General features: G+C 66.3%; 24 protein-coding genes. 11 read left to right on the top strand and 13 right to left on the bottom strand.

The window, feature by feature from the left end; all coding sequences use genetic code 11:
* Window positions 1-59 precede the first annotated feature (59 nt).
* Complete coding sequence (locus HSR6_RS10265; protein ID WP_071933549.1) at window positions 60-293, top strand: Lrp/AsnC family transcriptional regulator; 234 nt, start codon at window positions 60-62, stop codon at window positions 291-293.
* On the opposite strand, the gene tmk is transcribed toward HSR6_RS10265, so the two are convergent.
* Complete coding sequence (tmk, locus tag HSR6_RS10260) at window positions 294-884, bottom strand: dTMP kinase (protein ID WP_071933548.1); 591 nt, start codon at window positions 882-884, stop codon at window positions 294-296.
* A gap of 102 nt (window positions 885-986) precedes the next feature.
* On the opposite strand from tmk, the gene HSR6_RS10255 reads away from it, so the two are divergent.
* From HSR6_RS10255 to cofG, 5 genes are all read left to right on the top strand, one after another.
* A complete protein-coding gene (locus tag HSR6_RS10255) occupies window positions 987-1,874 on the top strand; it encodes a complex I NDUFA9 subunit family protein (protein ID WP_071933547.1) in 888 nt (295 codons plus the stop codon).
* 153 nt (window positions 1,875-2,027) lie between these two features.
* Entirely contained in the window at window positions 2,028-3,209 is a 1,182-nt protein-coding gene (locus HSR6_RS10250; protein WP_070365780.1) for a tubulin/FtsZ family protein, read from the top strand.
* Window positions 3,187-3,969, top strand: coding sequence for a DUF4398 domain-containing protein (locus HSR6_RS10245; protein ID WP_070365779.1), 783 nt, complete (start codon window positions 3,187-3,189; stop codon window positions 3,967-3,969). Before HSR6_RS10250 ends, HSR6_RS10245 begins: the two co-directional genes overlap by 23 nt.
* A gap of 4 nt (window positions 3,970-3,973) precedes the next feature.
* On the top strand, window positions 3,974-4,603 hold the full coding sequence (gene cofC, locus HSR6_RS10240) for a 2-phospho-L-lactate guanylyltransferase (protein ID WP_071933546.1): 630 nt from the start codon (window positions 3,974-3,976) through the stop codon (window positions 4,601-4,603).
* A gap of 25 nt (window positions 4,604-4,628) precedes the next feature.
* Window positions 4,629-5,738, top strand: a complete 1,110-nt coding sequence (gene cofG / locus HSR6_RS10235; protein ID WP_071933545.1) for a 7,8-didemethyl-8-hydroxy-5-deazariboflavin synthase subunit CofG — start codon at window positions 4,629-4,631, stop codon at window positions 5,736-5,738.
* Here the strand turns inward: cofG and cofH are convergent.
* A complete protein-coding gene (gene cofH, locus HSR6_RS10230) occupies window positions 5,735-7,108 on the bottom strand; it encodes a 7,8-didemethyl-8-hydroxy-5-deazariboflavin synthase subunit CofH (protein ID WP_071933544.1) in 1,374 nt (457 codons plus the stop codon). The two genes, cofG and cofH, sit on opposite strands and share 4 nt — an antisense overlap.
* A gap of 81 nt (window positions 7,109-7,189) precedes the next feature.
* Between cofH and HSR6_RS10225 the strand changes: the two genes are divergently transcribed.
* The 3 genes from HSR6_RS10225 (at window position 7,190) to purQ (ending at window position 9,217) form a co-directional block, all read left to right on the top strand.
* Window positions 7,190-8,206, top strand: a complete 1,017-nt coding sequence (locus HSR6_RS10225) for a phosphoribosylaminoimidazolesuccinocarboxamide synthase (RefSeq protein WP_071933543.1) — start codon at window positions 7,190-7,192, stop codon at window positions 8,204-8,206.
* A gap of 70 nt (window positions 8,207-8,276) precedes the next feature.
* A complete protein-coding gene (gene purS / locus HSR6_RS10220; RefSeq protein ID WP_070365774.1) occupies window positions 8,277-8,528 on the top strand; it encodes a phosphoribosylformylglycinamidine synthase subunit PurS in 252 nt (83 codons plus the stop codon).
* Entirely contained in the window at window positions 8,525-9,217 is a 693-nt protein-coding gene (gene purQ, locus HSR6_RS10215; RefSeq protein ID WP_071933542.1) for a phosphoribosylformylglycinamidine synthase I, read from the top strand. Before purS ends, purQ begins: the two co-directional genes overlap by 4 nt.
* Before the next feature lie 211 nt (window positions 9,218-9,428).
* Here purQ and HSR6_RS10210 read toward each other — a convergent pair whose 3' ends face one another.
* Window positions 9,429-10,493, bottom strand: a complete 1,065-nt coding sequence (locus HSR6_RS10210) for an archaeosine biosynthesis radical SAM protein RaSEA (protein ID WP_071933541.1) — start codon at window positions 10,491-10,493, stop codon at window positions 9,429-9,431.
* Between the two features lie 122 nt (window positions 10,494-10,615).
* On the opposite strand from HSR6_RS10210, the gene HSR6_RS10205 reads away from it, so the two are divergent.
* Window positions 10,616-12,538: an aldehyde ferredoxin oxidoreductase family protein gene (locus HSR6_RS10205; protein WP_070365771.1), complete on the top strand. Its 1,923-nt coding sequence runs from the start codon at window positions 10,616-10,618 to the stop codon at window positions 12,536-12,538.
* Between the two features lie 58 nt (window positions 12,539-12,596).
* Window positions 12,597-13,409: a 3-methyl-2-oxobutanoate hydroxymethyltransferase gene (gene panB, locus HSR6_RS10200; RefSeq protein WP_071933540.1), complete on the top strand. Its 813-nt coding sequence runs from the start codon at window positions 12,597-12,599 to the stop codon at window positions 13,407-13,409.
* Here panB and HSR6_RS10195 read toward each other — a convergent pair.
* The 10 genes from HSR6_RS10195 to HSR6_RS10150 all read right to left on the bottom strand — a co-directional run bounded on the left by HSR6_RS10195 (window position 13,406) and on the right by HSR6_RS10150 (window position 20,241).
* Window positions 13,406-13,687, bottom strand: coding sequence for a hypothetical protein (locus HSR6_RS10195; protein WP_070365769.1), 282 nt, complete (start codon window positions 13,685-13,687; stop codon window positions 13,406-13,408). The two genes, panB and HSR6_RS10195, sit on opposite strands and share 4 nt — an antisense overlap.
* A 39-nt stretch (window positions 13,688-13,726) precedes the next feature.
* The gene (locus tag HSR6_RS10190; RefSeq protein WP_070365768.1) at window positions 13,727-13,981 is read right to left on the bottom strand and encodes a hypothetical protein; all 255 of its coding nucleotides are present in this window, start codon (window positions 13,979-13,981) and stop codon (window positions 13,727-13,729) included.
* Window positions 13,982-14,260: a ubiquitin-like small modifier protein 1 gene (locus HSR6_RS10185; RefSeq protein ID WP_070365767.1), complete on the bottom strand. Its 279-nt coding sequence runs from the start codon at window positions 14,258-14,260 to the stop codon at window positions 13,982-13,984.
* 1 nt (window position 14,261) lies between these two features.
* Window positions 14,262-14,651 (bottom strand): hypothetical protein, encoded by a 390-nt coding sequence (locus HSR6_RS10180; RefSeq protein WP_070365766.1) that lies wholly within the window; start codon window positions 14,649-14,651, stop codon window positions 14,262-14,264.
* A gap of 85 nt (window positions 14,652-14,736) precedes the next feature.
* The gene (locus HSR6_RS10175; protein WP_070365765.1) at window positions 14,737-15,018 is read right to left on the bottom strand and encodes a hypothetical protein; all 282 of its coding nucleotides are present in this window, start codon (window positions 15,016-15,018) and stop codon (window positions 14,737-14,739) included.
* Between the two features lie 45 nt (window positions 15,019-15,063).
* A complete protein-coding gene (gene arcS, locus HSR6_RS10170; RefSeq protein WP_071933539.1) occupies window positions 15,064-16,821 on the bottom strand; it encodes an archaeosine synthase subunit alpha in 1,758 nt (585 codons plus the stop codon).
* A 27-nt stretch (window positions 16,822-16,848) separates the two neighbouring features.
* Window positions 16,849-18,324 carry a tRNA guanosine(15) transglycosylase TgtA gene (gene tgtA, locus HSR6_RS10165; protein ID WP_070365763.1) on the bottom strand — a complete coding sequence of 492 codons (1,476 nt, stop codon included), beginning with the start codon at window positions 18,322-18,324 and terminating at the stop codon, window positions 16,849-16,851.
* A 23-nt stretch (window positions 18,325-18,347) separates the two neighbouring features.
* The gene (locus HSR6_RS10160) at window positions 18,348-18,965 is read right to left on the bottom strand and encodes an NUDIX hydrolase (protein WP_070365762.1); all 618 of its coding nucleotides are present in this window, start codon (window positions 18,963-18,965) and stop codon (window positions 18,348-18,350) included.
* Between the two features lie 88 nt (window positions 18,966-19,053).
* A complete protein-coding gene (locus HSR6_RS10155) occupies window positions 19,054-19,293 on the bottom strand; it encodes a DUF7123 family protein (protein WP_070365761.1) in 240 nt (79 codons plus the stop codon).
* A gap of 168 nt (window positions 19,294-19,461) precedes the next feature.
* Window positions 19,462-20,241, bottom strand: coding sequence for a molybdopterin synthase (locus HSR6_RS10150; protein ID WP_071933538.1), 780 nt, complete (start codon window positions 20,239-20,241; stop codon window positions 19,462-19,464).
* Between the last annotated feature and the right edge of the window lie 24 nt (window positions 20,242-20,265).

Here is a 20,265-nt window from a genome sequence, read left to right as displayed (position 1 = left end):
CTGATCGGTTCGCCCGGATCGGCGCGAGGATTTTTGGCGGTCCGCTCCAACTGAGAGCCATGGTACACGCCTACGTCATGGTCAGGACCGAAGCGGGCACTCCACAGAAGGTCCGGGACGCGGTCGCGGATCTGGATGCAGTCAGTGCCGCTCACGTCGTCGCCGGCGACTACGACCTCATCGTCGAGGTCGACGCCCCCGAAGTCACGGACGTACTGGACGTGGCGACCGATCAGATTCAGGGCCAGGCGGGAGTGCTGGAGACCAAGACCTACGTCGGGATGAGCGAATAGTCAGTCGGTCTGTCCCGCCGTTTCACGCTCGATAATCGACGCGACGGCCTCGAAGACGGCGTCCAGGGGCTGTTCGGCGTTCACCCTGACAAACCGATCCGGCTCGGCGTCGATGAGCCGTTCGTAGTTCGCTTCGACCGATTCGAGAAACGCCTGCTGTTCAAGTTTGTTCGTCGCACCGCTGCGCTCGACGCCGGTCTCCGGGTCGATCTCGAAGTAGATCGTGAGATCCGGGGGCCGCGTGAACGGCTGGTGAATCTCCTGGACGTACGCGACGGGGTCGGGGACGAGGCCCTCGATCGCGGCCCCCTGGTAGGCATACCGGGAGTCCGAGTACCGGTCCGTGACCACCACCTCGCCCCGGTCGAGGGCCGGTTTCACGACTCGCGAGAGGTGATCGGCGTGATCGGCGGTGAATAAGAAGAGTTCGGCTAGCGGGTCCGCGCCGTCGGTGTCGATCGACTGCCGCACGGCGTCGCCGTACCAGGACCCCGTCGGCTCGTGGGTGAACGTATACGTCTCGCGTTCGGCGAGCCGTTCCCACACCGTCGTCTTGCCGCTACCGTCAAGCCCCTCCAGAGACACGAGCATGGCTTCGCGTTCGCCGACCGCTCACATAATCGTTCTGAGAGCAACCGGCAACCCAAGCCCGTCGCGACAAGCGTTATCCCGCATCCAGCCGAACCGTGGGGTATGAAGGTACTCGTCACGGGCGGCAGCGGCTTCGTCGGGACCCACTTGAGTCGCGAACTCGCCTCGCGAGGCCACGAGGTGACGGCGCTCTCCCGCTCACCCGACGGTGAGGAACTGCCCGATGCGGTCGAGACTGTCTCCGGGGACGTCACCGAGTATGAGTCACTCGTGGATCCGATCGAGGGGCAGGACGTGGTCGTCAACCTGGTCGCACTCTCGCCGCTTTTCAAACCGAAAGGCGGGGACGAGATGCACCGGAAGATCCACCTGGAGGGCACCCGCAACGTGGTTCGGGCCGCCGAGGCAGGTGACGTCTCCGCGATCGTCCAGATGAGCGCACTCGGGGCCGATCCCGAGGGTGCGACGGCCTACATCCGGGCCAAGGGTCGGGCCGAGACCGTCGTGCGGGAGTCGGACCTGGAATGGACGATCGTCCGCCCCTCGGTCATCTTCGGGGACGGAAGTGAGTTCCTGCAGTTCACCCGGACGCTGACGACCCCCTACGTGACCGCGCTCCCGGCCGGGGGCTCGACCCGGTTCCAGCCCATCTGGATCGGCGATCTGGCTCCGATGCTCGCGGACTGTGTCGAGTCGGCGGAACATCGCGGCCAGACATACGATATCGGGGGCCCGGAGGCGCTTTCACTGGCCGACGTGGCTCGATTGCTCTACGAGGCCGAGGGCAAGTCACTCTCCGTGATTCCGGTGCCGATGTCGCTGACCGAGATCGGGATGAACCTCGCGGACCCACTTTCCTTTGTGCCCTTCGGGCGAGATCAGTATCGCTCGTTACAGTTCGACAATACGACGGCCGAGAACGACATCTCGGCCTTCGGGCTGGAACCCGCTGATCTGCTGTCCCTCGCGGAGTACATCGAGTCGACCTGAGGACTCGGCACAGGTGCCAAAATTGTCACGTTTTGTGCACGTTCGCCGACCGGTCCCAGTCGACGCACGCCCCGTGTCTGACACATCTTGATAATCCCAACAAAAGCCTTATGGCCGCCATCACACGTGTTTTGACGTAGAGTACACTGTAGCATGAAACTCGCAATGATCGGGATCGGCCAGGCGGGGGGCAAGATACTCGACAAGTTCCTCGAGTACGACGAGCGAACTGACTCGGGGATCGTCCGGTCCGCCATCGCGGTCAACACCGCGAAGGCCGACCTCATGGGGCTGGAGAAGGTCCCGGAGGACAACCGGGTACTGATCGGGCAGTCCCGGGTGAAGGGACACGGGGTCGGAGCGGACAACGAACTCGGCGCGGAGATCGCCGAGGAGGACATCGACGAGATCCAGGGCGCGATCGACAACATTCCGGTCCACGAGGTCGACGCGTTTCTCATCATCGCCGCGCTGGGCGGCGGAACCGGGAGTGGGGGCGCGCCGGTGCTCGCAAAGCACCTCAAGCGCATCTACACCGAACCGGTCTACGGGATCGGCGTCCTGCCGGGCAAGGACGAGGGCGGCATCTACACGCTGAACGCGGCCCGGTCCTTCCAGACGTTCGTCAGCGAGGTGGACAACCTCCTCGTGTTCGACAACGACGCCTGGCGCAAGTCCGGGGAGTCCATCCAGGGCGGGTACGACGAGATCAACGAGGAGATCGTCACCCGCTTTGGCATCCTCTTCGGGGCCGGCGAGGTCACCGGGAGCGGCGACGTGGGGGAGAGTGTCGTCGACTCCAGCGAGATCATCAACACGCTTGCTGGCGGCGGCGTCTCGACCATCGGCTATGCGTCCGAGACCGTCGAGAACTCCGGTTCGAGCGGCGGTTTCCTCTCGAAGATCACCGGGAGCGGGGGTTCGGAAACCGAGGACTCGGCGAACACGACCAACCGGATCACGAGTCTCGTCCGGAAGGCCGCACTGGGGCGGCTCACCCTGCCCTGTGAGATCGAGGGGACCGAACGGGCACTGCTGGTCGTGGCCGGCCCGTCCAGTTACCTCAACCGGAAGGGTATCGAGCGCGGCCGCAAGTGGCTCGAAGAACAGACCGGCAGCATGGAGGTCCGGGGTGGAGACTACCCCGTCGGCGACTCCTCGCAAGTCGCCGCGGTCACGCTGCTCTCCGGAGTCACGAACGTGCCACGCATCAAGGAACTCCAGGGCAAGGCCGTCGAGGCCCAGGAGAACATGGACGACATCCGGCAGGAAAGCGAAGCGGCCTTACAGGACTTGGTGGAAGACGAGGACGATGAACTCGAGCCACTATTCTAAACTCGCGATCGCTGCGGTGCTGCTCGCGGTCGTCGCGGCCGGCCCGGCCGCGGCGGTGTCAGTGAGCGACGCCACGGCTCCCGATACCGTCGAGGTCGGCTCGACGGTCGACGTGACCTACACGGTCGAGGACCTCTATACCAACTACAACGAGTGGAACCTGGAGGGGGCGACCGAGCTCGAGTCGGTCACCTGGACGGTGACGACCTACGATCTCAGCGACAGTCAACTCGACAAACAGCAGTACAACGGCCAGGAGTTCAGTCACACCCTCGACAAGGAGGGGGACGTGGCGATGGTCGAAGTGCGAGTTCAGGGGACGGTTCCCGAGTGGTCGAACTGGTCCTACGAGCCGGCCCAGTCGATCACGCTCGCTGACTTCACCGAGAGCCAGTCCGGCGGCGCGGAGAACGATCTGCTGACCTCGACGGCGCGGCCGTATACTGAATCGAGCCAGGCCGCCCGGACGGCCCTCGACGATGCGACCGCGGCGATCCAGGACGCCGAGGACGCCGGTGTCGACGTGACCGAGGCCACTGACCGCCTCGATAACGCCCGGTCCGCGTTCAACTCCGGCAACTTCGAGAACGCGCAGGACCTCGCGGGCGACGCCCAGGCGAGTGCCGAGTCCGCCCAGCAGCAAAGCCAGCGGACGAGCACGCTGCTCATGATCGGTGGTGTCGTGGTGGTGCTCGCGATCCTCGCCGGTGTCGGCTACTGGTATCTCTCCAACCGGGAGACCTACGACAAACTCGGCTAGGCCCATGCGGGCCCGCATTCCGTTCGACGCGACCACCCCCAAGCGACGGCTCGGGTCCGTACTCTCCGCCTCCGAGCGCGCGGACTTCGCGATCGCGATGTTGCGTGACGTGCTGCAGGCGATGGCGCCCACCGAACTGGAACCGACGGTGATCGCGACTGAAGAACCCGAGGCGACTGTGTCGGCCCCCATTCGAGTGGACGATCGCCCCCTCGATGCGGTGGTCGAGGACGCTATCGAGGAGCGGACCCCAGTTGCGGTCGTCATGGCCGACCTGCCACTCATCGAGCCGGAATCGCTGGCTCGCCTGCAGGCGACCGCCGGCGACGTGGTCCTGGCCCCGGGGCGCGGTGGCGGGACGAACGCGATGCTCGTCCGGACGGACTCGTTCTCGGTCGATTATCACGGCGCGTCGATTCGCGATCACCGCCGAATCGCCGGGGAGCGAGCCCTTGAGGTGGGCGAGATTGATTCCTTCCGGCTGGGGACCGACGTGGACGAACCCGCGGATCTGATCGAGGTGCTGCTCCACGGCGGCCCCCACAGTGTGGCCTGGCTTCGGGAGGCGGGGTTCCGGATCGAGACGACTGCGGGCCGCCCAACGGTGACGAGAGTCCCACCGGAGAGCACTTAACTGCCGGCCACCCGAGAGCCAACTCGTGTTTCCCGCGGCCGGACTCGACCTGTCGATCGACCAGTCGGCAGTCGAGTCGCTGCTGGCGGTCGAGCCCACGGCAGTCGAGCCACCCGAAACCGTGACCGTCGCTCGAAACGTCTTTCTCCCGCTGACGACGGCCTGTCGGTACGCCTGTGGCTACTGCACCTTCTACGATCCGCCGGGGGCGGCCGACCTGCTGGACCCGGAAGCGGTCCGCTCGAAACTTCGCCGCGGCCGCGAGGCGGGCTGTACGGAGGCGCTTTTCACCTTCGGCGATGATCCGGACGAGCGGTACACGGCGATCCACGAGGCCCTCTCCGCCCGCGGCTTCGAGTCCGTCCAGGAGTACCTGCGAGCCGGAGCAAAATGGGCCCTCGACGCTGGCCTGCTCCCGCATGGCAACCCGGGTGAGCAGACTCGCGAGGAACTGGCTGCGGTGGCCGACGTGATGGCCAGCATGGGCGTGATGCTCGAAACGACGGCCGAGGTACCGGCCCACGCGGGGCCGCGGGGCAAGTCCCCGGCCGATCGACTCCGGACGATTCGCGCCGCGGGCGAACTGTCGGTCCCGTTCACCACCGGCATCCTCGTGGGGATCGGCGAGGACTGGCGCGACCGGGCCGAGAGCCTGCTCGCGATTCGAGCACTCCACGAACGGTACGGACACATCCAGGAGGTGATCGTCCAGCCGGTGACTCAAAACGAGCGCTGGCAGGGCGCGGAACCGGGAACGGACACGCTCAGGCGGGTCGTCGCGATGGCTCGAACGGCGTTGCCCCCGGCGGTCGCCGTCCAGATCCCACCGAACCTCGCATCCGTCGAACCGCTCCTCCGGGCCGGCGCGGACGATCTGGGCGGAGTGTCCCCGGTGACGGTCGATCACGTGAACCCCGAAGCCGCCTGGCCCGCGTTCCGTGACCTGGCGGCGACCGTCGAGTCCATGGGCATCGCGCTTCGCGAACGGCTGCCCGTCCGCGAGCGGTTCCTTCCCGCGTCCGGACTCGAAAACGAGTGGATCGGCGAGCCAGTGGGACGAGTGATCTACGGTGATACTCCCGCTGGCCGGCACTACCGTGCCATCATCGGCGACACGGACGGCCCGCGAACTTAGGGCTCGGGAACCGTCTCCCCCGGGGCCAGAAGCGGTGTTCCGTCCGCGAGCGGTCCCAATACCGGGCCTGGCCGCTCTCGCTTCGGGTCGATCCGGTGACGGCGCTCGTAGTCAGTCGAGCGCTCGACCGGCACGCGATCGAGATCGTCGATCAGGTCGACCAGGGCCGCGACCGAGCGGAACTCGCCGTGGTCCCCGCCGGCGCGGCTGGTGATCGACTCCGCGAGGAGCGTGCCCGAGAGGTCGTCGGCCCCACCAGCAAGGAGTGTCTTCGCCAGGTCGTCGCCGTGTTTCACCCAGGAGGCCTGGACGTGCTCGATGTTGTCCAGGAAGAGCCGGGAAACGGCCACGACGAGGCGGTCTTCGGCTCTCGTGGCACCGCCCGAAACCAGGCCCCGCCTCGCGAGTGGGGTGTCGTGATGGACAAAGGAGAGTGGGACGAACTCGGTGATGGCTCCCGTCCGGTCCTGTAACTCCCGGATACGGGCGAGATGCCTGGCCCGATGGGCCTCGTTTTCGACGTGCCCGTACAGCATCGTCGCGGTCATCGGGAGGCCCGCGGCGGCCGCTCCTGCCATCGCGTCGAGCCAGCCCTGGGTGTCGATCTTCCCGGGGCAGATGACCTCCCGGACTTCCTCGATTAGGATCTCGGCGGCGGTGCCGGGAACCGAATCGAGGCCCGCTTCGCCGAGCCGGCGGTAGACCGTCTCGAAGTCCCAGTCGGTCCCGCGACGGGCGTGATCGGCCTCTTCGGGCGTCATCGAGTGGACGTGAAGCCCGTCGACGGACACGGCCCGGAGCTGCCCGGTGTAGGTTCCCGGATCGGTGCGGTAGGCCGCGGGCGGCCGGTAGGAGTGGCTGGATTCGGCCGCCAGGATCTCCCGATGCTCGTCGTCGAGCGCGAGGGCGGGATGGAGCCCGCTTACGGTGGTGACTTCCGAGATCCCGCGTCGAACGGCCTCCAGCACGAGCGACCGGGATTGGGCCGGCGAGCGGGTGTAGCCACGATTCTCGCCGTCGTAGCCGGTCTCGAAGGTGTGAGCGCTGTCCCGATAGTTGCAGAACAGACAGCCCGTGTCACAGGCGGTTGTGACGTTGTTGTTGAGGTTCGCGACGAAGGTGACCGAGTCACCGACGACGTCCTCGCGGCGGTGATCGGCGGCGGTGACAACCGCCTCCAGGCGTTCGGGGTCGATGCCCCGCCGATCCGAGCCGGTAGTGAGCAACTCGATCGCATCGGCGACGGTGAGCCGGTCCCCGGCCCGGGCCCGGGCCAGGGCGTTCTCGAAGGACTGGTCGGTGTTCGGGCGGACCTCGAATTCGAACTGCTCGCGGGGGACACCGGTCGGCAGCGTGGGCCCGTCTGCCATGGCGTCGCGTATTCGGTACAGCCCAAAAAGTTCGCGGGGTCGGTGAGAAACGCTTTGGGGCCCCCGCTCCCAGGTGCGCGTATGACCAGCGTCAAGGACATTCGGGTCGAGACCCCGCCCTCGGAGGGGACTCTCGGGCAGGGAGCGTTCGTCTTCAGCGACGATTACTCGGTCTTCGACTGGGGGCGGATGCCCGACGAGATCCCACAGAAAGGGGCGAGTCTCTGTGCGATGGGCGCGTACAACTTCGAGCGCCTGGAGGAGGCAGGCGTTTCGACTCACTATCGCGGCGTGATCGAGGACGGCGAGGTACTGCCACTCGCGGCTGTGGAGGAACCCCCGACCGAGATGGCGATCGATCTGGCCCAGGTCCCGGACCTGCCACACACCGAGGCAGGCTACGATTACGAGGCCTACCACGCGGCTGGTGGCCCCATGGTCGTGCCGCTGGAGATCGTCTTTCGAAACGTCGTCCCGCCCGGATCGAGCCTGCGCCGCCGGACCGAGCCGGCCGATCACGGCCTGGATTATGACTCCTGGCCCGCAGAGACCGTCTCGCTCGAGGAGCCAATCGTCGAGTTCTCGACCAAATACGAGAAACAGGACCGCTACCTCGACCGCGAGGCGGCCGCACAGATCGCCGGCCCGGCGAGCATCGACGCGCTCGAGGACTGTGCCCGGACGGTCAACCGCGTCATTACGGAGCGGGCCGATCGAGTCGGGTTCACCCACCAGGACGGCAAGATCGAGTGTGTCTATCACGACGGCGAGGTGCTGGTCGCGGACGTGGCCGGCACCTTCGACGAGAACCGCTTCAGCGCGGACGGCATCCAGCTCTCCAAGGAGGTCATCCGCCAGTACTACCGCCGGACCGATTCGGAGTGGGTCGAGGCCGTCAAAGAAGCCAAACGCGAGGCCCTGGCGAGCGCGGAGCCGGACTGGCGCGAATCAGTCGAAATCTCGCCCAAACCGCTGCCCGAACACGTGCTCCGGCACGTCTCGAACATGTATGCGGCCGGCGCGAACACCTACCTCGGCCGGGACCGCTTCGACGCGCCACCCCTGGAGACGGTCCTGGATCATCTCCGCTCCCTGTAGGTATTCAGGAACGTGGGCTAACCCGGCGGTTCCAAAAGAGTTTTTGAGCACAATCGCGCACGTCAACTCGATGAGCGCCTACACCGCCACGGTGACGGTTCGTCTCAAGCGGGGCGTGCTCGACCCGGAGGCGACCACGACCCAGCGCGCCCTCGAACGCCTGGGCTTCGAACTGGAGGACCTCCGCTCGGCCGATCAGTACCAGATCGATCTGGACGCCGCGAACGCCGACGCCGCCGAAGATCGGGCCGCTGAGATGGCCGAACGGCTCCTGGCGAACCCCACGATCCACGATTACACGGTGGAGATCGCCGAGCGATGACCGTGGCAATCGTCCGGTTCGGCGGGTCGAACTGCGACCGGGACGCCGCCCGCGCGCTTGACTCCCTGGACATCGACAACGAGATCGTCTGGCACGAGGACGGTCTCCCAGCAGACACGACCGGCGTGATGCTTCCGGGCGGCTTCTCCTACGGTGACTATCTCCGGGCGGGCGCGATGGCCGCCCGCGCTCCGATCATGCAGGCCGTCAAGGAGCAGGCCGAGGCTGGCGTGCCCGTGCTGGGCATCTGCAACGGGGCCCAGATCGGCTGCGAGGCGAGTCTCACCCCCGGGGCCTTCACGACGAACGAGAGCGCCCGCTTCCAGTGTGAACACGTCCACGTCCGCGTGGAGAACGCCGACACCCGGTGGACCCGGGCCTACGAAGAAGGCCAAGTTCTCGAACTCCCGATCGCCCACGCCGAGGGCCGCTTCGAGATCGGCGCGGACGCCCTGGCGGACCTGCAGGCCGAGGACCGGATCCTCTTCCGGTACTCGACCCCCGACGGCGAAATCACTGCCGAAGCGAATCCGAACGGCTCGACTGACAACGTCGCTGGCATTCTCGGCGAGCGCGAAAACGTGGCCGTCCTCATGCCCCATCCCGAACGGGCCGCACTCTCGGACATCGGCGGGACCGATGGGCGGGGTATTCTTGCGGGCTTTGCCTCGGCTACCGTTCCACAGTGACCGGATTGCGGCAGGCGATCCAGCAGTGTGGACCGGCGTCGTCACGGACTTCGAACCAGCCGTCCGGACAACTGTATCCCTCTCGTCTGACGTCGGTCATGACCTGTCTCCCCTGCGGCGTGTGAGCCGCAGCCATGCTGTTCGACCGCATCCCTAATCAATCAATGGTACGTTCTCCTGCTATTTCCTGGAATTCGATAGGTCCTGTCGATCACCTCTCGAGTGGCATGTTGTAACTTTGTTCCCGTTCGAGGACGGTCTCCCAGGTCCGCTCGCAGGCACAGGACACCTCCCCGAAGACGGCCGGGTCCTGTCGCCGGTTGAAGTCCCCGATGGCCCGCTCGACTGTTTCATCACACTCCCCGCAGTTGTGCGGGCCGCGATCGCTGCCCGCGCCGACCGGGTCCGAGACGACGATGGCGTCGACGTCTGCGGTTCGGTTCAAGACTTCCGCGACTGACCAGAGCCAGGGTGGCCGGTAGCCACCGTCGTAGTACAGCTCCTCGATGAGCGTGTCCTCCATCACGGTCGTCGGGTTGAGCGAGATGGTGTGGGCGAACGCTGCGACCCGTTCGATCGATTCGACGGCGTCTTCGATGGCTTCGGACTCGGTGAGGAAGGGCGGTTTCAACAGGAGATAGCCCTTCACGCCCGCGCCGGCCTCCCGGGCGACGGCCGCGGCCTCCTCCACCGCCTCGAAGTCGAAGTACTTGTTCACGGCGTCCCGGCGGACCCGGTCGTTCGCGGTCTCGATCCCGACGGCGACGTCCGTCGCCAGCCCGGCTTCGAGGAACGGTTCGAGTCGGTCCGCGGTCACGAAGTCGGGGAGGGTCTCGATGACGATCCGCTCCCGGTCGGCGAAGGTCTCGGCGATGGCCGCTCGTGTCTCCGGGCCGACCTCCCGGTCGTCCAGGATCGACCCCGAGGAGTAGAGTTTCACCACGTCCGCGGGCCCGTCGGCCTGTTCGGCTTCACGCTCCAGGGCGGTCTCGATCTGAGCCAGCAGGGCCTCGTGGCTGACGCCCTCGGCGTTTTCGGACTCCGAGACGTACCCACACATCGTACAGCCCCCGGCCCGTGCCCAGCGACACCCGCCGGTGTCGAGGATGATCGTGAGCGAGGACCTGAGCCCGTCGGGTGTCAGATCCTCGTCGAGCCAGGTCCGGGTCGGTTGGGTCGGGTCCCCGCCCTCGTGCCGGGACCGAAGTCGGCCGGTGGCCCGGTTGAGCGCGTCGAGGTGGTTCCCGTAGTCGTATTCCGGTCGCGATTCGGCCATTGATGCACTCTACGCGTCGGCGCGTAAAGTGCCGTCGCTCGCGGCCCGTAACGGGTATTCGTTACATACTGACGGCAAGGACTACCCCATCTCCGCCCGTGGATGAATAGTGGAGGTTACTCATGACCGAACTTGGCGGATTTAACGACTGTGTCGCCCGCGTCGACCTGACAGACGGGGCGGTGGATTACGAGAGCATCCCGGACGAGGACGCGAAGAAGTATATCGGGGCTCGTGGCCTCGGTGTCAAATACGTCTTCGACAACGGCCCGGCGGTAGACCCCGAAAGCGAGGAGAACATCCTGACCTTCATGACCGGCCCGCTGACGGGCTCGCGGGCGGTCATGTCGGGCCGAATCGCCGTCGTCACGAAGTCCCCGCTGACGGGCACCGTCACTGACTCCCACCACGGTGGCTGGAGTGGGGCCCGGCTCAAGTGGGCCGGCCTGGACGGCCTCGTCTTCGAGGGTTCGGCCGACGAACCGGTCTACGCCGTCGTCGAGGACGGTGAGGTCGAACTCCGTGATGCCTCCCACGTCTGGGGCATGACCACCCACGAGGCCCGGGAGGTCCTGGAGGAGGAAGTCGAGGGCGAGTACGGCAAGAACCTGAGCTACATGGGCATCGGCCCGGCCGGCGAAGAGGGCGTGAAATACGCCTGCATCATCAATGAGGACGACCGTGCGAGCGGTCGCGGTGGCACGGGTTGTGTCATGGGATCGAAGAACCTCAAGGCGGTCATGGTCAAGTCCAAAACGGACATGCTGGATCCGGCCAACCCCGAGGCCTTCGCGGACGGCACCGGTCAGGCCATGGACGCGGTCCGTGGATCCGATGTCACGGCGCCCAACGAGGGCGGCCTCTCGGTGTACGGGACGAACGTCCTGATGAACCTCACCGAGGAAATCGACGCCCTGCCGACCCGGAACGGGAAGTACACCTCGACCCGTGCCGAGCGCGAGGACGACCCCGAAGAGCCCAATATGGAGGCCGAGGACGTCTCCGGGGAGTACGTCCGGGAGAACATTCTGGTCGACGAGCCGACCTGTCACTCCTGCCCGGTCGCCTGCAAGAAGGAAGTCGAGGTCGAGACCACCGTCGACGGCGAGGACATCAGTGTGCGGATGGAGTCCCTGGAGTACGAGCCGGCCTTTACCTTCGGCCCGAACTCCATGAACGACGACGTGGAGAAGTTGGCGGTCATGATCGACCGGTGTAACAAGATGGGCATCGACGCCATCGAGACCGGGAACATGATGGCCATGGCCATGGAGATGGACGAGAAGGGCTACGTCGAGGACACCATCGACTGGGGCGACGCCGACCAGATGATCGGCCTGATCGAGCGGATCGGTCGTCGCGAGGACGACTTCGCCGACGCACTCGCCGAGGGCGCGGCCGGGGCCGCCGAACGTCTGGATGCCCATGACACCCGGCTCGATGTCAAGAACCAGACCATCCCGGCCTACGACCCGCGTGGCATGAAGGGCATGGCCATCGGCTATGCGACCTCGAACCGCGGGGCGTGTCACCTTCGCGGGTACACGCCGGCTGCGGAGGTCCTGGGCATCCCCGAGCAGGTCGACCCCATCGAGGCCGAGGGCAAGGGCGAACTTCTGACGGTCTTCCAGGACCTGCATGCGGTCTCTGACTCCTTTGACATCTGCAAGTTCAGCGCCTTCGCCGAGGGCATCGAGGAGTACACCAAGCAGTACAACGGCATGACCGGCCGGGACCTCACCGAGGAGGAACTCAACGAGGCCGGCGAGCGCATCTACACGCTCGAACGCTACTACAACAACCTCAACGGCTTCGACGGCGAGGACGATACCCTCCCGAGTCGCTTCATCGAGGGTTCCGAAGACGCCATCCCCGGCTCCGGGGCCGCCGAGGGCGAACTGGTCGAGATGGACCTCCTCAAAGACGAGTACTACGACGTCCGTGGCTGGGAAGACGGCGTCGTGCCCGAGGAGAAACTCGACGAACTCGGAATCGAAGTCGGACCCGGGACTGGCGTCGGCGGTGCGGCCTCCGCCGACGACTAACCACGCCCAGTCGACCGAAGACAGGGGCCTTAAGAGAGCGCATTGATTGGTGGGAAACATGCCCACCGTCGCTGACATTCGTTCCCACGACGCGGACGACGACCCGCTGACCTTTCTGACGGCGTATGACGCACCGACTGCCGCTGCACTCGAGGCGGCCGGTATCGACATCATCCTCGTCGGCGACAGCGTCGGCAACACGATGCTCGGGTACGATTCGACCCTTCCCGTGACCGTCGAGGAGATCCTGAGCCACACCGGCGCGGTCACCCGGGCGACCGACGAGTCGCTGGTAATCGCTGACATGCCCTTCATGAGCTACGGGGCCGACCCCGACGAGGCCATCGAGACGGCCGGGCGGATGATAAAGGAGGCCGGCGCACAGGCGATCAAACACGAGAGCGGCCCCCACACTATCGAACTGACCGAGCGACTGGTGCAAAACGGCATCCCCGTGATGGCCCACCTCGGCTTGAACCCCCAGAGTGTCAACGAGACCGGCGATCTGACCCGTCGGGCGACCGACGCGGAGGAGGCCGAGGAGATCCTGGAACTCGCGAAAGCCCACGAGGAAGCCGGCGCGTTCGCGCTCCTGCTCGAACACATTCCGGCGAACGTCGCCAAACACATCGACGAGGCCCTCTCGATCCCGACGATCGGAATCGGGGCCGGCCCGCACGTGAGCGGCCAGGGCCTGATCATCACCGACGTGCTGGGTGTGGGCGACTGGGTCCCGCCCTTCGCCAAGCAGTACGCCGACGTGCAATCAGAGATGGAGAAAGGCGTCGAGGGCTTCCGCGAGGAGGTACAAAACGGAGAGTTCCCCGCGAACGATCACTACGTCGAGGAGCCCATCGACGGCTGGGACTAGCCTTTCGAATCGGCTTCGAGGGCGGTCCAGGTCGCCCCCGTCTCGTCCTGGGCACCGCGCTCGACAGCATCCGCGGCCTCGGTCAGGGCGGCCGCGATTGACCGTGCGTCACTGGGCGAGAGGCCGCCGACGAACACGTCGACGGACTCATCGGCCGACCGGATCCCCAGATTGATACGGTCACGATAGGCGTTCACGACGATTGATGGAGTAAGTCGGTCGGCCACGAACCGGGAGAACTCGTCCTCGAAGAGGACATCGAGGTGGGGATGGCTCATGCCTGGTCCCAGAACCGCTGCTCGGTTAGCGGTGGCGGTTCACCCGCCGGACCGAACCGCCTTTCGAGCGAACGTCTCGACGACGTCTTCGAGCACGGCTTCCTCGCCCTCGAAGGTGATCGTTATCTCGGTCAACTCGATCGAGGGGCCAATCGCGATCTTCTCGGCGGCGAACTCAGCCTCCCACCCAGGTCCAGTCGCCCGCTCGTCTTCGACTGTCTCGGCCCCGACCGATTCGAGGTAGATGCGGACCAGATCGGGGGTGATGCCCCGGAACGTCCGCTCGACGCGCATCTAGCCACCCGCCACCGGCGGGAAGACCGAGAGCCGGTCGCCCTCCTCCAGGCCCTCTTCCAGGCCGTCGAGATAGGAGATCTCCCGCCCGTTCTTGAGCACGTTGAGCTGTGGCTGGAGCCCGTCTTCGTCGAGGATTTCGCCTTCGAGGTCCGGGAACTCGGCTTCCAGGGACTTAAGAACCGCACCCACCGTGACCGGCGCTTCGAACGTCCGGGTGATGGTCTTCTGCCCGACGGCCTCCCGGAACGTGGCAAAGAGCCGGATTTCGAGTTCCATGCTACTCGGTGTCCTCCAGGCGGATGCCGTCCTCGACCAGGCGGGCGTTTCGCTCCCGATCGATGAGCGCGGAAATCTCCTCGTGCTCGTGGATCTGGGCGATCAGGTCGGCATAGAGGTTCCGCCAGCCGATGGCATAGATCGGAGATTGGCCCCAGGCACGCAGTTCGGCGACGAACTCGTCGTACTCCTCCTGGCGGTCCTCGAAGCGTTCGAGGACGTCGACGACCCGGCTGGCGGCCTCCTGGTCGGTGGTGGCCTCCTCGATGAATCGGTTGAGGCGGTTCTCCCAGGCCGCGACGGCCGACTGCATGTCCGCGGCCGCGTCGTCTTCGGATTCGGGAAGCGACTCGAGGATCTGGCGAGGGACACCGAGTGAAATGTCTTCCATGCCCACGGATGGGTCCCCCAGGCACAAAAGGGCCGCGTCGGGGGCGATTGACGCCCGGGCCGATCATCGCCCGACGAAAATCAGTTCAGTGAAGCTTCGACGGTCGGACGGGGTAGGTGTACAGGCCCATCTTCACGCGCTGCCAGAACGTCTCTGCCTCCTCGGCCTCCTGCTCCTCGGGGCCGCGCTGCTTGCCCGAGGGGCCGCGACTGAGCAGTTTTTCGGTCGCCTCCCGCACGCCGAAGTCGAACTCGACGTACCGGACCGGATAGTGCCAGGGGCGGACGTTCATGACGAAGTACAGACTCGCCAGGAGCACCACCCAGCCGAGCGCCGCGAGACCGAGGTAGCCGAGATTGATCGCCATGACTCAACCGAGGAATCCAACGACCGAAAAGGTATCCATATCGAGTCAGTCGATCGGCTCGGTGTGTCGCACGTCGACGGCTTCGCCTCGCGTACTCCGTTCCATCGCGGTTCCGTGCATCGTCGCCCGGCCGATTCCGAAGGCCTGGGGGCCCTCGAAGAGCACCTCTTCGCCCACCTGAATCGAGGACTCGGCCGTGCGGATCCCCGGCGCGAGGATGCTGCCGTGGGGCTGGAACGCGTCGATCTCGACGTGCTTTGTCTCGATCGAACTCTCGGCCCAGGCGTGTGCGCCGGCGAGCGTGAGCGCGAGGGTGCCATACTGGGGCACCAGGGCCGCCAGCTGGTCGCCATCGGAATCGAGTGCCTGGAGCCGGGGGTAGCGCCCCTGGAGTGTCAGTTCATCGAATAGCTCCTCGCCCGCGCCGGCTCCGAACTGGTAGTCGGCGATCGCCCGCAGGGTCGCCCGTTCCTTCTCCTCGACGCGGATCGTCCGCTCACCCTCCAGGGCCTCACCCAGTGCGGAAAGCGAGTCGCCGTCGGTGGGGTGGCCCGAAACGGTGTCGGTGACCGGCAGGTCCATCCCCGACGTGGCCCGTTCGACGATCTCCCGGTAGCCGTCCTCGGGGACGTGAGCGACGATCCGCGGGTAGTCGGTCCGCTCCAGATACGTCCGTAGCCGGTCGGCGACGACCTGGATCTCGGTCTCGCTCCAGGATCCGGTGACGGCGGCGTCGTAGTGCTGGGCCGGGTAGGTCAGTTCGAGTTCCTGCGGGACGACCCCGAGTGGCGAAGTCAGCGAGACCTTGTGGGCGCGATAGCGAGCGGCCTCCTGGAATCGCCGGTGGCTCTTGGAGTCGCTGTAGGGCTTGCCGGCCGAACAGGGGACGAGCAACAGCGGCACGTCCGAAAAGCGGTTCGTGTACCGCTCGGCCACTCGATCGGCGAACTGGGCCACCGCGGGCCGGAACAGCGAGTCCTCGGTCGTCGCGAGGAGTTCGCTGCCCCGAAAGAGCGGGGTCCGCTCGCGGAGGTAGGTTCCCTCCTGGTCGAGTCGCCGGAGCGCCGCGGTCAGCCAGGGCTCGTGTCTGACCTGGCCTTCGAGGTACTCACGAAGCGTCCCGGCTCGGATCCGCTCGCGAACTCGCCGCAGTTCGGCCCGAAGCGCTGCGACGTTGTGGTCGACACAGTCCGCTCGGGTAAACTCCGCACGCGGGCCCTGACAGGCCGGACAGGCACAGCCGAGTTCCGCGCGATCCTCCAGGAACGTCTCGCCCGTCGAATCGAGATAGCGACCCTCGGTCCCCGCCAGGACCGCCCGATGGTCGTCCACGAGATCCACCCCAGCGTAGGCCAACAGTCCCACGTTCGCCGGCGTGGCGATCCCCGACACCACGAGGGCAGCGTCGTCGGGAATCGTCCGTCGCACGTCGAGAAGCGTCTCCACGAGCGCTCGCGCGTGGCCCACGAGTTGGCCGGGGGCGGAGAGTACGTAGGCGTCAGTACCGAGGTCCGCGACGGTCTCGGGCGAGACGACGGCGGCACTCGGGCCGTCGATTTCGGGGGCGGGAACGTCCATGGCGGACTGCAGGTCCGCCGGCGTGCCGGCGGGGAACGCCCGGTGGGGGAGCACCGTGAGTTTCGCCGGGTCTCCCTCGGGGACAGTTCGATCCGCCGCCCAGAGACTCCCGGCGTCGGCCAGCGTGTCGCCGACCAGGCCAGGGGTCGCCCGGGGCTCCGTCAGCCGAAGCTCGCCCCGTCGGGCGGGCCCGTCCCGGTCGAGGACCTCGAAGTACTCGGTCATGTCCGCCTCTGGGGCCCCGGTCGGGAACTATCTTCCCATCCCCGACCCCAGATCTTCGACCGTCACGCGGGCCGGCAGGGTTTCGATCGCTTCGCGGGGCCAGTCGAACTGTGCGACCACAAATTTGGTCTCGGGATTGGCCTCGACGAGCCGTTTGACGCCGCGAGCCGCGGCCACGTACCCCGAATCGTCCATGCGCTCGGGCACCTCCGCCGTCAACGGGTACGTCGTCGAGAGTGCCGGCGGGACCGGGCCGAACGGTGGCTTGATCCGCCAGGAATCCTCGTAGCCGTCGTCGGATTGTCCTTCAGTGAGCAAGAGTGGGCCCTCGGCGTCCAGGCGGCCCAGCCGGTCGTGATGGCGCCTGACCTCCGGGCGGCGGGCGCTGTCCTCCGAGAGGTAGAAGAAAGTCGACTTGCTCGCCCGGTCGGCCCGCTCCAGTTGCTCGACGTGATCGAGCAGGGTGCGATAGCCATCAAGCAGGCTCGGGTGGGCGTGGGCTCGGGATTCGACCAGTTCGAGCAGCGACCCCTCACGGATCGCCTCCCGGATCCGCCGCATCTCGGCCATCGAGACGTGGAGGTTGTGTTCGGCCAGCAGCCGGGTCCGGGTCGTCTCGTCGGCGTCCCGGAGCGTAGCCGGGTCGTGCTCGGCACAGACCGGACAGGTACAGGAAAACTCCTCGATGTCTTCGAGATGCTTCGTCCCGCGGACGGTGAGGTATCGCTCGTCCCGGGCGAACAGGGCGTAGGCGGCCGAATCAAAGAGGTCCGCGCCCATCGCGACCATCAACGCGAAGGTCATCGGGTGCCCGGCCCCGAAGAGGTGGACCGGCCTGGACGGGCCGAGGCCGCGTTTCGCCGCGGCGAGCAGGTCGACCGCTTCCGCGTAGCGGTAGTTGTTCAGGAGGGGGACGACCGCCCCGACCGGGAACACGTCGAGATCTGTCGCCGCCGCGTTCGCCCCGGCCTGCTCGCGGAGGTCGGGGAACGTTCCGCCCTGGACCGGGGCCGTGACGAGCATGTCGCCGGTGTCCACCGACTCCGCGATCGCGAGCCGGCGTTCGGTCTCCGCCAGGTCCGATTCGACGGTCTCCCGGTCGGCGTCCGGGTGGGTCGGGATGTCCACCGGGGTCGCGATGTCAGAGCCCATCTCGGCCTGGAACTCGAGGATCTCTTCGGTCGTCACCGAGATGTCCCCGTACTCCGCGAGCTGGAAGGAGCCCGAATCAGTCATGATCGGCCCGTCGAAGCCGATCAGTTCGTGGAGCCCCTCGGATCGAGCCCGCTCGCGGAGGTCCTCGTCCTGGTAGATGATGTAGGAGTTCGTGATGAGCATCTGCACCCCGAACGCCGAAAGCCGGTCAGGGTCGATGGTGCGATAGTGGGGATTGACCACTGGCAACAGTGCCGGGGTTTCGACGGTCCGGTCGGCGCGGGGGACCGCTAGCTCGCCGATCCGGCCGGCCGCGTCCTGCTGCCGGATCTCGAAGGGCGCAGTCATTGCCCGCCATTGGCCCCGCGCGGTCAAACCCGTTCTGTTGTGGGCGGCGCGACCGTCACCTGGTCTTCCTGCTCGGCCACGTATCGCAGGAGCCCGAGGGCGGTCCGTCCGTCCCGGAGGTCCCCGGACAGCACTCGCTCCAGAAGCGCGCCGAGCGTGCTCGTCGTCACCCGGATGCTCTCGTTTTCGTCGAGGTCCTGTGTTCCCGTGGGCTCACAGCCCGTCGCAACGAAGAAATGGAAGACGGCGTCGGTGATGCCGGTCGCCGGCTCGAAGCTGTCGAGTGCGGTAAGCGCCTCGGCCACGTAGCCCGTCTCCTCGGTGAGTTCTCGCCGGGCGGCCACAGCAGGCTCTTCGCCCGGTTCAACCCCGCCAGCCGGGAATCCGAGGGTCAGCCCCTTGACGGCCTGTCGCCACTCCTCGATGAGAACGAGGTCGCCCTCGGGCGTGAACGGCAAAATCACGACACTCGGCGCGTCGTGCAGGTAATCGAAGTCCGTCTCGGTGCCGTCGGGCAGGGTGATCTCCTCGTGCACGATCGAGAATCCCGGGCAGGTGTAGGCGGTCGACCGCGATTCGGTTCGCCAGCGCAGCGAGTCGGCCCCCGCCTGGTCGTCGGTCTCGGGGCCTGTGTCGTCCATGTCTGTGTGTGGGCTTCTCGCTCGCAAAAACGTCCCGGTGGGAAACTGTTGGCCGACCGCGAACGGGGAACTCAGGGAGGGGGACTGTTCAGGCGGGACTGACACGCCAGGTCGTCGCGCTCGTGTACGACCACTTCTCGATCTCCAGGTCCGAGGCGCTCTCCTTGAGTTTGACCATGAGCGCACCGATCTCCTTCGGCGAGAGGCCGACGTCCTCGGCGATGAACTTGCTCTTGAAGTAGAGCTCGCCGTCGGTCGCCTTCTCCCGCAGGTAGGAGCGGAGCCGTGCTTCCTTGGGTTCGGCAGTGGTGGTCGTGGAGGGGCTCATACAGATACCCCTACTGTGGCCGGCATCTTATAGCGGGGTGAACGTTCGATCAAATTCGGTCACTTTCACGCCGACTCGATCCTTTTGAGACGTTTTATAAACTGCTCAGAACGTTCGAGACGTTTTACAAAGCGTTCTGCATCCGTAAGCGGAAAAATGGGAGCCTCCTCAGTGCTCGCGCTCGTGAACCCAGAATTCCTCAGCGACGGTCGTCTCCTTCTTGAAAATCGGAACCTCGTCCTTGATCCGGTTGATCCCCGCCTCCACGGCCTCGAAGGCCTGATCGCGGTGCCCGGCCAGCACGACGACGAAGACGATGTCTTCGCCGCGCTCGATCCGCCCGACCCGGTGGTGCATCGCGACCTCGTAGACCCCATCCCGGTCGGTCAACTCGGCTTCGATCTCGGCCATGCGGGTCTCGGCGACGCCCTCGTACTTCTCGAAGGTCAGCGATTCGGTCGGATCGTCATCCGGGTCTTCTTTGGCCCTGACTCGCCCGGTGAAGGTCGCGATTGCTCCGGAGAGTTCGGCTTTGGGGGACGCCTTCACTCGTGCGATCAGGCTGTCAAGTGTCTCGATCGGTTCGCCCGCCTCGGCAGTCGAGACGACGGCGTCCAGATCGAGGGCCTGTGGTGACTCGGCGACCATGGCTGGCTCCTCGATGTCGACTGCCCCGACGGCGATCTGTGGGACTGCCGCGTCCGGGAAATCGACGAGCAGGCCGTAGTCGTGGGCCGTCGCCACCGTCGACAGCGCGCTCTCGGCGTCCAGGCCCTCACCTTGGGCCGCCCAGCCGTCCTCGCCGACCTCGTAGACGGTCCGCTCGGCTGTTGGGTCGCCGGGCCGAACGACGCCGACCGATCCCTCGGCTTCCAGACGGTCCAGCACCGGTTCGAGGACGCTGTCGGGGGACGTTTCCGGCCCCGTGACGATCCCCAGTGGGTACATATCTCCACGCAGGGGCGGGCGCGG

It is taken from the genome of Halodesulfurarchaeum formicicum, assembly GCF_001886955.1.
Lineage (GTDB): Archaea > Halobacteriota > Halobacteria > Halobacteriales > Halobacteriaceae > Halodesulfurarchaeum > Halodesulfurarchaeum formicicum.
Note: the sequence above shows the minus strand (reverse complement) of the source record. Positions and strands in the feature narration are given on the sequence as shown.